Annotated in this window: 10 protein-coding genes; 7 read left to right on the plus strand and 3 right to left on the minus strand. The window is 60.1% G+C overall.

From position 1 onward, the window contains the following. The first annotated feature begins 19 nt into the window (after positions 1-19). The gene (locus HMPREF2894_RS05935; protein WP_070593375.1) at positions 20-1,192 is read left to right on the plus strand and encodes a GNAT family N-acetyltransferase; all 1,173 of its coding nucleotides are present in this window, start codon (positions 20-22) and stop codon (positions 1,190-1,192) included. 186 nt (positions 1,193-1,378) lie between these two features. Here the strand turns inward: HMPREF2894_RS05935 and HMPREF2894_RS05940 are convergent, their stop codons facing one another. Both HMPREF2894_RS05940 and HMPREF2894_RS05945 read right to left on the minus strand, forming a co-directional pair. Then, positions 1,379-2,860: a glycoside hydrolase family 1 protein gene (locus tag HMPREF2894_RS05940; protein WP_070678439.1), complete on the minus strand. Its 1,482-nt coding sequence runs from the start codon at positions 2,858-2,860 to the stop codon at positions 1,379-1,381. A 192-nt stretch (positions 2,861-3,052) separates the two neighbouring features. Continuing rightward, on the minus strand, positions 3,053-4,534 hold the full coding sequence (locus tag HMPREF2894_RS05945; protein ID WP_070678230.1) for an anion permease: 1,482 nt from the start codon (positions 4,532-4,534) through the stop codon (positions 3,053-3,055). Between the two features lie 391 nt (positions 4,535-4,925). On the opposite strand from HMPREF2894_RS05945, the gene HMPREF2894_RS05950 reads away from it, so the two are divergent. The 6 genes from HMPREF2894_RS05950 (at position 4,926) to HMPREF2894_RS05975 (ending at position 13,700) form a co-directional block, all read left to right on the plus strand. Next, a complete protein-coding gene (locus HMPREF2894_RS05950; RefSeq protein ID WP_070678231.1) occupies positions 4,926-5,624 on the plus strand; it encodes a lipoate--protein ligase family protein in 699 nt (232 codons plus the stop codon). A gap of 69 nt (positions 5,625-5,693) precedes the next feature. Then, positions 5,694-6,584: a fumarylacetoacetate hydrolase family protein gene (locus HMPREF2894_RS05955; protein ID WP_005505816.1), complete on the plus strand. Its 891-nt coding sequence runs from the start codon at positions 5,694-5,696 to the stop codon at positions 6,582-6,584. Positions 6,585-7,453: 869 nt separating this feature from the next. Further along, positions 7,454-10,168 carry a Rib/alpha-like domain-containing protein gene (locus tag HMPREF2894_RS05960; RefSeq protein WP_070678233.1) on the plus strand — a complete coding sequence of 905 codons (2,715 nt, stop codon included), beginning with the start codon at positions 7,454-7,456 and terminating at the stop codon, positions 10,166-10,168. A gap of 116 nt (positions 10,169-10,284) precedes the next feature. Next, positions 10,285-10,710, plus strand: coding sequence for an ArsR/SmtB family transcription factor (locus HMPREF2894_RS05965; protein ID WP_070678235.1), 426 nt, complete (start codon positions 10,285-10,287; stop codon positions 10,708-10,710). A 132-nt stretch (positions 10,711-10,842) separates the two neighbouring features. Next, the gene (gene thrS, locus HMPREF2894_RS05970; RefSeq protein ID WP_070678237.1) at positions 10,843-12,876 is read left to right on the plus strand and encodes a threonine--tRNA ligase; all 2,034 of its coding nucleotides are present in this window, start codon (positions 10,843-10,845) and stop codon (positions 12,874-12,876) included. Between the two features lie 554 nt (positions 12,877-13,430). Beyond that, on the plus strand, positions 13,431-13,700 hold the full coding sequence (locus HMPREF2894_RS05975) for an aminotransferase (protein WP_070678239.1): 270 nt from the start codon (positions 13,431-13,433) through the stop codon (positions 13,698-13,700). Between the two features lie 88 nt (positions 13,701-13,788). Here the strand turns inward: HMPREF2894_RS05975 and HMPREF2894_RS05980 are convergent, their stop codons facing one another. Beyond that, positions 13,789-14,796 (minus strand): GIY-YIG nuclease family protein, encoded by a 1,008-nt coding sequence (locus tag HMPREF2894_RS05980; RefSeq protein ID WP_070678242.1) that lies wholly within the window; start codon positions 14,794-14,796, stop codon positions 13,789-13,791. Positions 14,797-15,041: the final 245 nt, after the last annotated feature.

Here is a 15,041-nt window from a genome sequence, read left to right on the forward strand (position 1 = left end):
TGAACTAGAGGAAACCTACGTGACTGATACTCAAGGAACTGAACCTAACTCGGGAGCCGAGCGCTCTGCGGGTGCTGCGGGCTTTGGCGCGCGCCGAGACACTGTGAACCGGGGTGTTGTGAATCGTGGCGCTGTGACCACTGCGGACCGTGCCCGGCACATCCTGCACACCCAGCTTGAGGCGGACTTCTGCCAGGCGCCCGGGTCGATTAGCCGCGCCCTCGAAGAGCTGCGCGACTACCCGGATGCCGAGAGCCTGCCGCTGCTCGCCACCGTGCAGCCTCCCTCCGAGAAGATGGGTGCCGCACGCCGCCGCAACGACGACATCTGGGAGTTGCGCGTCGCCAACTACGCGAGCGTTGGCATTCTCTGCGCCAAACATCCGCGTGTGCTGGAGAAGGCGATTGACTACATGCTCGGCGACCAGTCGAACTGGTTGGGCGACTACGCGCAGCTTCGCCAGCTCAACGAACTGCTCACCCCCTACACCCAGCAGGTCAGCGGCACGAGTATCTACTACACGCCCGGCCGCGCCCTGCTGAACTCGGTCGTACCGGAGGGCGTGCAGGCGCAGGAGGTCAAGTGTGCCGTGCCCGGTGTGGGTATGATGCGTCGCGTTGACCCCGCCGAGCTGAAGGCAGCGCTACTTGCCGAAATCACCGGCGAGCGCACTATTCGTAGGGAAGCAAATGCCTCCGCCGGTGCCCTTGAGGTTGACCCGGAGGACACCGAGACGCGCGTAACCCGCCTGCGCGTGGAGCTGCTGGACGCTGAGCAGATTGAGCGTTTCCGCGGGGATAAGCGCTACTCGAACGCGCTGGGCTTTAGCGTGACCCGCCCGGATGTGCTGGTGCTCGCCGCATACCCGGTGGAAGAGGATGCAGCTGATGTACCCGCGGCGGGGGAGAGCGACCCTGCGCTCGCAGACCCTATCGCCCTCGTGGGTGTGAGCGACGATTCGCCGATAATGCGCCAAATCGGTATCGATGTGCTGCCCGCCTGGCGCGGCGCCGGCATCGCCAGCGTGCTGGTGCGTGATGCCGCACGTCTGACCCTGGCGGAAGGGTACCTGCCGTTCTACGGTACGAGCCCCTCGCACATCCTCTCGCAGAGGGTCGCGATGAACGCCGGGCTGGTGCCGACCTGGTGGGAGTACGTCTCGACCAGCCTGAATGACCTGCCCATGGACTAGGTTTGCTTACAGACTAGATTTGCCCGCGCTAGGCATAACGGACATGCGCAAAAGCCCCCGAGATTCAGAGTCTCGGGGGCCTTTTGTCGCTGGTTTCGCGGGGCTCAGGCTTACGAGGGGGCCTGAGTTTCACGCGCCGTGAATTTCGCGTGCTAGTTTCGCGGGGCGGGGGTAGAACCTGACCGGTTACAGCTCCGCGCCGTTGCTGGCAATCACCTCGCGGTACCAGTGGAAGGACTTCTTACGGTAGCGCTCCAGGGTGCCGGAGCCATCGTCGTTGCGGTCCACGTAGATGAACCCGTAGCGCTTGGACATCTGCGCGGTCGAGGCGCTAATCATGTCGATGCAGCCCCATGTGGTGTAGCCGAGCACGTTCACGCCGTCCTCGATGGCTTCACGCACCGCGCGCAGGTGCTGGCGCAGGTAGTCGATGCGGTAGTCATCCTCCACGGTGAGCTCACCGTTCACCTCAACCAGTTCGTCGCGGGCGCCCAGGCCGTTCTCCACGATGAATAGCGGCTTCTGCCAGCGGTCCCAATACTGGTTGAGGACCACGCGCAGGCCGGTCGGGTCGATCTGCCAGCCCCATTCGCTGGAGGGCAGGGTCGGGTTCGCCACGCCACCGAGGATGTTGCCCTCGCCGCGCTCGCCTCGTGCCGGGTCGCCGGTCGCGCAGGTGGACATGTAGTAGCTGAACGACACGAAATCCACAGTGTTCTTCAGGTCCTCGCGGTCCTGCTCGGTGATGTTCAGCTCCACGCCCTTCTCACGCAGGGCACGCAGGAAGTAGCCGGGGTATGCGCCGCGCACGTGCACGTCACCGAATGCGAAGTTCGCCTGTTCCGTCTGCATGGCGGCGAGTACGTCGGCGGGGTCGGGGGTGAGCGGGTAGGTGGGCATGGCAAGAATCATGCAGCCGACCTGCGCGCCGGGTGCCAGTTCGCGTGCCGCAGCGGTGGCGCGTGCGGAGGCGACCAGCTCGTGGTGCATCGCCTGGTACAGGTCTGCATCGCTGAGCTGATCCGCCGGGGTGTTAATGCCGCCGGACATGAACGGCAGATGCAGCATCGAGTTGATTTCGTTGAAGGTCAGCCAGTACTTCACGCGCTTGCCGTAGCGGGCGAACACGGTGCGGGCGTAGCGTTCGTAGAAGCCGATGAGTTCGCGGCTGGTCCAGCCGTTGTACTGCTCCACCAGGTGTAGCGGGGTTTCGTAATGGCTGAGGGTGATGAGCGGTTCCATGCCGTGCTTTTCGAGCTCGTCAAGCACGCGGTCGTAGAAAGCGAGGCCCGCCTCGTTCGGGGTTTCTTCGTCGCCGCGGGGGAAGATACGCGACCAGGCGATGGAGAAGCGGAAGACCTTGAAACCCATCTCCGCGAGCAGGGCGATGTCTTCGCGGTAGCGGTGGTAGAAGTCGATGCCTTCCAGCTTGAGGTTGTCCTCGGTGGGTTCCGCGGTGCGCGGGTGCAGGCCGCCGGCGGGCAGCACATCCTGCAGGCTGGGGCCCTTGCCGTCTTCGTTCCAGGCGCCTTCGAACTGGTTGGCGGCGGTGGCGCCTCCGAAGAGGAACCCGTCAGGGAACGCGCCGAGCGGCTGCGGCTCGGTCAGCGCCGGGTTGGAGTTGGGCAAAGAGGTAGTCTGGGCGGGGATGTGCTGGTCCTGATGCACGGCATCCTCCAAGGTGCTTTAGGTCTTTCTTCTACCCTAGCGGAGGGGGTGGGGGATTGCTAGGTTATGCGCTGTTTTGGGACGTTAGCGGGCGCGCAAAAGCCCGGTGTTCTTACACGAAAATTCACGTGAGAACACCGGGCTTTCTACAGCGCTTTTACGCTGAGCTAGGCCGCCGCGGGGCCTGCGCTATTAGTTGGCGAAGCCGAGCGCGAACAGCCACGCGGTACCGACCGCACCCCAGACGACGAGGTTCACGATAGCCGCCATGAAGCCGATCTTGAACCATTCGCCCACGCTGAAGTAGCCGGAACCGTAGTACACGCCCGCCGGGCCGGAGGCGTAGTGGGTGATGCCGCCAATCAGGTTGCCCATGAAGCCGAGGAACAGCGCCGCGAACATCGGCGGAACACCGGCAGCTACCGCCGCACCGAGGAATACTGCGTATAGTGCAACAATCTGGGCGGTGTTCGAAGCGAACATGTAGTGGATGAAGAAGTACGCCAGAACCAGAATCGCGAACGCCATGGGCCATGCCATGCCGCTGACGCTGTGCGCCGCCTGCTGACCGATCCAGTCGACGACCTTGAGCTTCTTCAGGTGGTCTGCCATGCCGACGAGCACGGCGAAGAAGATGAGGGTGGACCATGCGCTGGAGTTCTTCGCCATGTCCTTCCATGTCAGGACCTTAGTCACCAGCAGAATTGCGATGCCGAAGAATGCGGCGCTGGTGGCGTCAATACCCAGGGCGGTGCCGGTAATCCACAGGACCAGCAGCAGCACGAAAGTGCCGAGCATAATCCATTCCTTGGAGCTCATGGGGCCCATTTCGTGCAGTTCCTGGCGGGCGTGCTCGGGTGCGTCCGGGGTCTTCTTGATGGTCGGCGGGTAAATCTTCGACATGATCCACGGCATCACAATCAGCGCGGCAAGACCGGGAACGATAGCGGCGAGCGCCCACGTGCCCCAGTCGAGGTTGATGCCGCGGTCGTGCGCGAACTTCTGCGCTAGCGGGTTGCCCGCCATTGCGGTCAGGAACATGGCGGAGGTGATGGTGTTGACCTGCGCCTCAGTCATGAGCAGGTAGGAGCCGAGCTTACGGCGTGATTCGGGGGTTTCGTTGGTGGAGCCGTTGACCTCGGAGAGGGAACGGATAATCGGGTAAATCACGCCACCAGCACGCGCAGTGTTGGAGGGGGTGGCGGGGGCGAGAACCAGGTCGGTGATTGCCATACCGTAGGACAGACCGAGGGAGGACTTGCCGAGCGCACGCACGAACAGCAGTGCGATGCGCTTGCCCAGGCCGGTGATGAGGAAGCCGTCGGCGATGAAGAACGCGGCAACAATAATCCAGATGGAGGAGTTACCGAAGCCGGTCAGTGCCTCGTTCTTTGCCGCCATGGTGCCGGTAATCATTGCGGCGCCCAGGCCGACGAGCGCCACGGACGGGGTCGGCAGCGGCTGCAGGATCAGGCCGAGGATGGTGCCGACGAAGATGGCGAGCATGTGCATGCCGCGCGGGTCGACGCCTTCGGGGGCGGGAACGAACCAGATGGCGAGGGTGACGGCTACGATGATGGCAACGTGCAGAATCAGCTTGTTTCGCTGTTTGCGGGCTGCGCTCACCTCCTGGCTGGGGGCAGCGGCTGCTGCTGTGTTGGTGGACTGTGTCATGTCCGTACTCCTTATGTGAAACGTACAGTTTGGTCCGTGGTGGGTGGTTCCGCCACGGTGTGTGCGTTTCTTCTGCGTTGTCATGCTGTGTTGTGTACTTATGGCAACGTGTGGGATGCCACGTAGTCTTTTAATCGTAATGGTTTGGATTCACGGAGTGAAGAAAATCGGCATAAAAAATGTGAATATGGCGGGGTGTATCGGCGGCTGGGATTCCGCGGGGCGTCGGCGATGACTTTGCACAGATTCAGAGGGAATCGGCGTGAGGCGTAGCGGGGGAGTGCCGCCTCCTGAACTACTTCCGGGCTGCCTCTGGGGCGCCTACAGGTCGCTCCTGAGACGCCCCACCGACCATGCACCGTAGTGACGGGCGTAACCGTAAAATAGGAACGTGCAGATTATTCGAGAGACCGGCCCCGAATCCGGCGATATCCTCATTCACCACGACCAGACGGTGCAGATGCTCCGCGAGGTGGCAAGCGGGCAGCGTGAAGCCACCTTGCGCATGTATCAGCCGAACCCGACGGTTGCGTTCGGCCGCCGTGACGAACTGAACCCCGGCTTCGCGGAGGCCTCCGCGGCGTGCGCCGAGCACGGCTTTGAGGTGCTGGTGCGCAAGGTCGGTGGGCACGCCGCCGCCTACCATCAGGGGTGCCTGGTCGTGGACCATTTTCAGCCCGCCACCGACGCCCGCAGCGGCAACACCCTACGCTACGAACTCTTCGGTTCCATGTACGCGCAGGCGCTACGCGAAGTCGGCGTGGATGCGCGCATGGGTGAAATCCCGGGGGAGTACTGCCCCGGCGAGTATTCGGTGCACGCGCAGCTTCCCGCCTCCGCAGGTGGCGGCCGCATTAAACTGGTCGGCACCGCCCAGCGTGTGGTGACCGGCGGCTGGTGGTTTAGCACCGGCATCGTGGTCTCTGATTCTGCACCCCTGCGGGCGGTCACCGCGGATGTGTACCGTGCCCTCGGCATGGACCTGGACCCCACCACGGTTGGCGCGGCGCAGGACGCAAACCCTGCCCTGCTCATGGAAGACCTGGAAGACGCCATCGTTGAGGTGTACGCCCAAAACGGTTTTCACTAGGTTGTTTTATTTCTGACTTTTACCCCTAACCCACCCCGAACTACCCCCACCTGAAGCGAAGGAGCATCCATGCGTTGGGCGCAGATTAAAGACTCGAAGGGCAGCCGCGCGGTCTGCTTCTTTGAAGAGACCGTGTACGAACTTCCGGCGAAGCTCAGCCCGCTACTGAATTTCTACAGCCGGTTCCGCCTGAACTTTGGCGACCCGAAGAACGCCGTGGCGATCCTGAAGGAGAACGGCGCGACCGTCATGGGCCACGGCGAGGAGTTGTGGAACTCCCTACCCTTTATTCGCCCGCTGGATAAGCCCGGCAAGATTGTGTGCGCCGGCCTGAACTACCGCGACCACGCCGCGGAAATGAACCTTGAGGTGCCCGAGCATCCGGCGCTGTTCGCGAAGTTCCCGAACGCGCTGATTGGGCCCGGTGAGCAGATCCGCATGCCCGCCGCCGACGGCACCGGCAGCACGAAGGTCGACTGGGAGGTTGAGCTCTGCCTGGTCGTGGGCGCTCGCCTGCGTAACGCCACGGAGGAGCAGGCGCTTGAGGCTCTGATGGGGTACACGGTCATGAATGATGTGTCGGTGCGTGACTGGCAGGGCCGTTCCTCGGAGTGGTTCCAGGGTAAGAACTGGGATGCGATGACTCCGTTTGGTCCGGTGATTGTGAGCCCCGATGAGGTTGACCCGGTTGCCGGTCTGGAGCTGGTCTGTGAGGTGGACGGCGTGGTGCGTCAGCGCGGCACGACGGCGGATATGGTGTTTACCCCGGCGCAGCTGCTGTCCTATATTTCGCGGTTTATGACCCTGGAGCCGGGTGACCTGGTGGCGACGGGTACCCCGGCTGGGGTTGGTTTGTCGCTACATCCGCGTCAGTGGTTGAAGCCGGGTCAGACGGTGCGCACCCGTATTGAGGGCATTGGTGAGCTGGTGAATGTCTGCTCGGAGGCGGGCGCCCTGTAGCTATCCGGTAGCTCTGTGAGTAATCGCTATTGAACCCACCTGAACCCACGGAGGCGGGTGCGGCACCTGCTATTGGGTGCACCGCAAGGCACCCACAAATGAATATCTATGCACCCCGCATGTGTTTTTGAGGCGCATGCGGGGTGTTTCTATGCTTTCTAAAGCTCCCGGTGGGCGGCTTGGAATTCTTGGAATGTACAATGAAGGGCGTCCTGCGTGGGGGAGTGTGGTGCATGCATGGTTACACACTGACAAACACATAGAAACTTTGAACTTTTACGTGAATTTTAGGGTTTTGGGTGGGTTTTGTGGGTCTATAGGGGTGAAACAAGGGGGTGCTCCCGGTGGTGATTGCGACTCAAAAATGGTTGACGGGGCTCACAGAAGCCCCTGTTTCAGTGACTGAGACCATATCTACCTTTGGTGCGGAATCCCAAATTGTGGTCAGGTGTGAGAAATTCAACAGACCGTTTTGGCGCGTCATTCCGGGAACTTTGAGGTTGAGGGTTTAGTTTCCCGTGCGCATTTTTCGTTTTTCTGAAGCTATACTCGCTTGACTAGGGGTAAAGCATAAACACTGCGGTGCAAATTCCGAAAACCTGAACATCTATCAATGCACACAGGTGTAAAGAAATATGAGTCTAAACCTGAACCTTTATCAAAAAATCGGTGCCCCAAATCACAAACTCGTTTTGCGTTCGCCCAAAAGACTATGTAGGGTATGGGGATTATCTGAGAGTTTCCTGAGAATTCCTGCCAGAAGATCGGGACCCACCCGGGCACACCCTCAGATGCATATTTCACTCACGTCCGTGTTTGTTCATACAAACGCACTCACTCAAACAAGCCGACACGAACGGAAGAAAAACATGACCACAACTGCAACCAAAAACCCGGCACAGCGCCCGGCAAACCGCCGCCGTGCCACCATCGCTGCCTCCGCAGCACTGGCAACCGTCATCACCGGCGCGAACCTCCCCGCGACCTTCGGTGCCACCGCCTCCACCCGTAACGTATCCGGTACCACCTGCGTCGACGCAGGCTACCGCACCGTGCCGACCCTCGCTAACATCACCAACGTCGCGCCCGGTCCGACCTGCTACTGGAACCCCGACCAGCAGGCACAGACCATCGACACTCTCGCACCCGTCAACTCCTCCCTCACCAAGGAGCAGCTGACCACCACCGAGAACACCTCGCCCCTGAGTGGCAAGCTCGCCAGCGACTCCTTCGCAGCCCAGAAGCTCACCGGCACCGAAGCCGTCGCGCCCAACAGCAGCGAAATTAGCCGCACCTTCCTCGAATACAGCGGCGATGCGGGCAACCACCCCGTCACCACCGCCATCAACGGCGGTACCCTCAAGAAGATTCGCACCCAGACCGTCGGCGGCCACGAGAATATCCCGACCCTCGCCGTGAACTCCGCGAACCCGCACCAGGAGTACGTCGAGGTTGTCTCCCGCGATGGCCGCGTCAACGCCAACGCAGAGAACAAGCGCATCCTCACCGGCGGCATCCCGATCCCGAACTGGCTTGCCGAGGACCACGGCCTCTCCGGCGACCAGTCCGTCGCCCTGTACGACGAGGCGACCGGCATCTGGCGCTCCTACTTCAAGTTCGTCAAGGATGCAGACGCACAGACCTACACCAGCGCCGCCCGTGTGCAGGTCGGCGGCGGCAACGCGTCCACCCCCAAGAGCGCCAAGATTCAGTACGACAACGTTGGCCACGGCAACGCAGGCCAGACCGTCACCATCAAGGCGCCCGTCAGCATTGACGTGAAGTCCGGCAACGCCCGCACCTCCTACCCGATTGCTCGCGGTGCGAAGTTCCGCCTGGCGAAGAACGTGCCCGGCGCGTCCATCAACGAGACCACCGGCGAGATTACCTACAAGATTCCCGCAGGCACCCGCGGCACCGTGGACATTCCCGTGGCGGTTGACTACCCGGCAACCTACCACGTGTCCTCCGGCGGTTACATGCTCGCTAAGCCGAACTTCGGCGGCGTGGGCGAAGACAACTACTGGCTGACCCTCAAGAACGGCACCTCCTCCGTGGTGGGCCTGGCAAATGAGCTCACCCAGATTGGTGTGGACGAGCTCAAGGCCGGCAAGATCAACCACATGGTGTCCATCACCGCGGCTGACTACGCTGCACTGGTCTCCTCCTTCCCCGCGAAGGGTACCGACGGCAAGATTGACGCGAGCAAGTACCCGAACGCACCCCGCGCAGGTCAGCGTGGCTTCCTGCCCGCAAGCTTTGATGTGGAAGAGCACCTGGCAAACACCGGCCACGCTGACGACCAGCTCACCCGCATGATCCTGACCGCAATGAAGGAATACGGCTTCATCCTCACGGACCACAACCTCTTCACCAACGCATTCAACCTGGAGGCGGCAAGCTCCTACGCGCCCTACGCCCGCCAGGGTAAGAACGTGTACAAGGAAGACCCGCAGCTGGCGGCAATGTTCGCGAACTTCGTGCCCAGCGGCTTCACCGGCAACCAGTTCCCCTGGCAGCAGGTGCAGTGGATGCCCGTGAACTACACCGAGTCCGCTGAGAACACTGCACGCCGCGAGGGCACCCAGGTTCTGCCGCAGAGCAACAACCAGGCTGCCGACTCGAACGCTGACGCGCACAAGATTGCACGCCCCGTGACCGTGCGCCGCTCCGCCGTGCGCACCCCCAAGGCCGTGCGCATCAGCGACGCCGAGACTCAGAACGCGGCAGTGAACCAGGCTTCGGACGCCGTGAAGTTCAAGTACCCCTCGGATTCCTACGGTAAGACCGGCACCGGCTCCGGCGTGTTCTACCAGCCCGCCGAGCACCACGCCACCGTCTACTCCGGCGAGACCGCAGTCGCGCAGAGTGTTCACCAGTCGCACAAGGTTTCCCCGAACTACCGTTACGCGCGCGACTACAACTTCCAGGAAATCCAGCAGACCCCGAACTTCCGCCCCAGCCGCTGGGTCAACAAGGAGAAGGTCAACACTGCTGGCGGCCAGTTCTCCAGCGCGGAGACCGGCATCCGCTTTGCCTCCAACGGCAAGACCGGCACCTACTCGATCGACCTGAACACCCACGACGTTACCGGCACCACCTGGGATCTGCGCCGCGACAACGGCACGAACATCACCGTGAACCGCACCGGCAAGGCACCCGCACGCATGTCTGATGTGAAGGCGAAGAGGGGCTCCGCCGCGCAGCTGTACTCGATCCCGCTGAAGGTTCACGTGGTCGATAAGAACAGCCCCATCGCGCGTGAGGACTCCGTCTCCCTGTACTCGGGCACCACCCAGAACGTGGCTGTCCTGAACAACGACGAAGCATCCTTCGGCGCATACAGCCGCGGCGAAACCGTGAAGAAGCTCGAGCTGCTCAACCAGCGCGGCCAGGCCGTCAGCGCATACAGCGACGAATACGGCACCTACCGTGTGGTGACCCTGCCCGACGGCACCCAGGGCATCGCGGTATCTGCTAAGAATAAGCAGGGCTTCGCACCGCTGGTCCGCTACCGCGCAGTGACTGACAAGGGCGTAAAGTCCGCTGAAGGTTACCTGCAGGTGGCAGTCGCTAACCGCTAGCCGGACGCACCTGCAGTATTAGTGCACATAGGGGAGAGGGGCACGTCAAGAAAGCACGCCGCACAGGCGTAACTTCCTTGACGTGCCCCCTTTCCTGTACATAAGGTGAAAATACTATGACTCAGAGCCAGCACACAGACCAGACCGAAACTAACACCACCCACACTGACCATGCCCACGAGCATGCATCGGACCATACCCACGAGGCGCCCACCAACGCGCCCCTCCTCGAAGGCAACAGCCCCAAAGACTGGGAGGAACAGTTCGGCGGATCCGTCGCGATTTTCTCGGCGCTCGCGAACCCGCTGCGCCTGGCGATTGCGCACCACCTGATGCACCGCCCGCACAGCGTGAGTGAACTGCACACCTGCCTGGGTATTTCGCAGCCGCTCGCCTCGCACCACTTGCGCATCCTGCGTGAGGCGCACGTGATTGACCGTGAGCAGCAGGGCCGCACCACCATTTACCGCCTGAAGGACGACCATATTAGCCACATTGTGGTTGACGTGTATGAGCATACGCGTGAGCATCATGCGGACTAGTTTGCCCTCAAGCTGAGCGTTGCCTGGGAGCCGTTGTAAGATGGTGTGTGTCCGTGCACCAGTACAGTGCGGAATAGTATGCGCACCGGCGGCGCCCCGAGTGGCACGCTTGCGCCTGAGTTAAGGAGACTTATGTCTGCCGCTGATTCTTCAGCAATTGTTATTAGCGTTTCTGGTGAGGAGCGCGAGGTCACCGCGAAGACTGCCGCTGAGCTGTTCGCTGACGACCCGAAGATCGTTGTGGCACGCGTGAACGCCGTGCTTGTTGATCTCTCCCACGAGCTGTCTGCTGGCGACTCCGTTGAGCCGGTTTTCATTCACGAACCGGACGGCCTGAACGTTCTGCGCCACTCTGCCGCGCACGTGATGGCGCAGGCGGTGCAGGAGTACCGCAAGGACGCCAAGCTGGGCATTGGCCCGTACATTACTGACGGCTTCTACTTTGACTTTGATGTGGCTGAGCCGTTCACCCCGGAAGATCTGAAGAAGATCGAGAAGTCGATGATTAAGATCATCAAGTCCGGTCAGCTGTTCCGCCGCCGCGTGGTCACCCACGACGAGGCTGTCGCCGAGATGGCGAACGAGCCGTACAAGCTGGAGCTGCTCTCCCTGACCCAGGGCCCCGGTTCTGGCGCGGACGCTGCCGAGGGCGCATCCGTGGAGGTCGGCGAGGGTGAAATCACCATCTACGACAACGTGCACCCGAAGACCGGCGAGACCGTCTGGAAGGACCTCTGCCGCGGCCCGCACCTGCCGAACACCAAGCTGATCGCTAACGGCTACGCCCTGATGCGTGCCGGTGGCGCGTACTGGCGCGGTTCTGAGAAGAACCCCATGCTGCAGCGTATTTACGGTACCGCATGGCCGACTAAGGAAGAGCTGGTGGCGTACAAGGAGCGCATCGCTGAGGCGGAGCGCCGCGACCACCGCCGTCTGGGCCGTGAGCTGGACCTGTTCTCCTTCCCGAAGAACATTGGTCCCGGCCTGCCGGTGATTCACCCTAAGGGTGGCGTGATTAAGCGCGAGATGGAAGATTACGTGCGCACCCGCCATATTCAGGAGGGTTTCCAGTACGTCAGCACCCCGCACATTTCGAAGGAAGACCTGTTCTACACTTCCGGTCACCTTCCGTACTATGCGGACGGCATGTTCCCGCCCATGGAGCTGGATAACGGTAACTACCGCCTGAAGGCTATGAACTGCCCGATGCACAACGAGATTTACCGTTCTCGTGGCCGCTCGTACCGTGAGTTGCCGTTGCGTTTCTTTGAGTTCGGCACCGTGTACCGTGATGAGAAGTCCGGCGTGTTGCAGGGCCTGACCCGTGTGCGCATGATTACCCAGGACGACTCGCACTCGTATGTGACCAAGGAGCAGGCACCGGACGAGGTGCGTCACCTGCTGAAGTTCATGCTGAGCCTGCTTGAGGACTTCGGCATGACCGACTTCTACCTTGAGCTGTCGACCCGCGACACTGAGGGTGATAAGAAGGATAAGTTCATCGGTACTGATGAGCAGTGGGAAGAGGCTACCGCGGTTCTGGAGCAGGTTGCGAAGGAGACCGGCCTGGAGCTCGTCCCGGATCCGGGTGGTGCTGCGTTCTACGGCCCGAAGATTTCGGTTCAGGCGAAGGACGCGATTGGCCGTACCTGGCAGATGTCGACTGTTCAGTACGATTTCAACCAGCCGAGCCGTTTCGGTCTGGAGTACCAGGCTGCTGACGGTACCGTGCAGGAGCCGGTCATGATTCACTCGGCGAAGTTCGGCTCGATTGAGCGCTTCCTGGGTGTGCTGACTGAGCACTATGCGGGTGCGTTCCCGGCTTGGCTGTCGCCGGTTCAGGTTATTGGTGTGCCGGTGGCTGAGGCGTTCAACGACTACATGACCGAGATTGCGGACAAGCTGCGTGCGCACGGTGTGCGTGTTGAGGTGGATTACGGTTCGGATCGTTTCACGAAGAAGATTCGTACTGCGTCTACTGAGAAGGTTCCGTTCATTCTGATTGCTGGCGGTGAGGATGCGGAGCACGGCGCTGTTTCGTTCCGTTTCCGCGGCAACAAGCAGGAGAACGGCGTGCCCGTGGATGAGGCTGTGGCACGTATTGTGGAGCATATCCGCAACCGCGTGAACGAAGACCCCAAGCCCAGCACCGAGGCTGCTGAGTAGTAGCGGTTTAGGCTTCTAACCTAGCCATATAGAAAACCACCCCCTTTGTGGCGACAATGAACTGCGGAGGGGGTGGTTTTTGTATGCATTGAGGAGGCGAGAGTAGGGGAGTGTGGTTGGGTGCAGAAAGTTGTGTCGCGGGCTAGTTTTTAGCTCCAGAGTGCTAGCGTGGTAGTAAGGCGAACGTCCATAGTCATTCAGAAAATGGGTAGCTGGATGGTTCTGAAAATAATGTATCGCTGTTGATTATTGAGGGAGCACGAGCGTATGAAGTCGAATAAGTATGTTCCTGTTGGGATGCTGTTCTTGATCCTGGCAATTATCTTGAACGTAGTGTCAAATGTCAGCGACCTAGTGCTTGGAATTCTCTACGGCGTCTCGATAGCAGTATTGATTATTGGACTATTTAATAGTCGAAAATAGGTGCTGCAACTGACAAAAAGGACCCGGCAGGCTATCCATCAGATAGCCCGCCGGGTTTTTCGGGAAGCAAAGTTCGTCCACGAAGAAGTAGTAGACTTTGCTGTTGAAGTGTATTTTGAAAGGATTGAAGAATGGCAAGCATCGAAGTGATGAAAGAACGAGCTCGCATCGCGGGACGCTTCAACCTGTCTGCCCGCCGCAATCCAGAACACCAGGCACTCGTAGCGCTCACTGCGCAGAAGGCAGGAGGGGAGTGTCATGTTATTCCCGCTGCTCCCGGCGAAGAAGAGGCTGATGTGCTCCGCCGCGCACGCAAGGTTGCGGGCGGTAAGCCGGTCATCATTGTGACCGAGGCTGACGGGGAGCTTCATGCTCGTCTCTTCCACAGTGAGAGCAATTAGGCGGGGTAATCCTAAAACTATTAGAAGACCCGGCGGGTACTACAGAAGTAGTATCCGCCGGGTCTTTTCATACACAGTAAACAGGGGATTAGCTCTGAGAACCCTCAAGGTTCTGCAGGAACACACCCAGCGAAATGTTCGGATCAGTTTCCAAAACCCAATCTGCATTACCGCTCGAAGCGCCACCCAGAACAAAACGAGAAGCAGCAGACTGACTAGTAAACTCAATCGGCTTTACGATCTTCAACCCCTCGAGGTGGCCGGCGGCAACCTGCTCGGCGCGGGTAGCCTCCAATGCCTCCAAATCCTTCAGGTAACGGGTCTCTGCCTTCTTTGGCGCACGCACAGGCAGAATCTCACCCTCAAATACCTCAACGCCCACACGAGTACCAGAGATATTGACAATCCGCGCGCGAGCCGGATGCTTCAACTCCTTGCGCTTAATACGGAATACCGCATCAGTCAAAATGGCAGGGAGCTGAGCTTCTTCCGATTGAGAAATAGTAGAAGAACCAACAGCCGGCGCATTCGCCGTTACCTCTGTACCCGTCGACTTAGCCTTCTTAGAGGTGGTGGGCTCAAACATGCGGTGACCACTCGCGCGTAGCATCAGTAGAACTTCAAGCACGAGAGAACGCAGAATTGCTTTCTTCACTTTTCCGATATTTCCGGCGAAGGGGATAATGCCATTCTCCAGGCTATAGCTACCAACCTTCTGAGCCTCACGGCAGAACGCGCTTTCCAGATAGTTGAGCTCTGTCGCTTCCCAAGAATTGTCGGTGGAAGTAATCAGAAATGCGGTATCCCAGAAATCCTTGTAACGGTCATGCTCACGAATACGGCCGATGAGACCGTTTCCGTTCAGGCGTTTTGCCGCCTGACCAATGTATAGACGGGGGCCGTTTGTTGAGGAATTCGTGAGGAAGTAGATACCGGAGAAGTGCAGTTCCTCTTCGTCTTTGTATTTCTCAAGCAGAGTGCGGGGGAGCTTATCAATCGTGATATTTCGGTTATAGAGCTGGTAAGTAACACGCTCTACAACATCGCCCTCCCAAAGAGTTGTATATAGCTGAACAGTAGTCGGGGTGATAGACACGGTGCTCCTTCGCTGCCGTCGTGAGTGAATAATCCAGATGAGACCCTCATAGGGTTCCTGACTAGCAATAATACAGGGTTATCGATTTCTACGAGATACTTTAAGTCACCAAAAAGAGACCCGGCGGACTATCCATCAGATAGCCCGCCGGGTCCCTTCTTTATACCGCTATGCGCTCAGCCTTTTAGCGGGTGGTGCGTTCCAGCAGCTGCAGCACGTTCTGGTAGCTGTGGCCGGTGCGGGCT

Source organism: Rothia sp. HMSC066G02, from assembly GCF_001813145.1.
In the GTDB taxonomy this organism is placed as follows: domain Bacteria; phylum Actinomycetota; class Actinomycetes; order Actinomycetales; family Micrococcaceae; genus Rothia.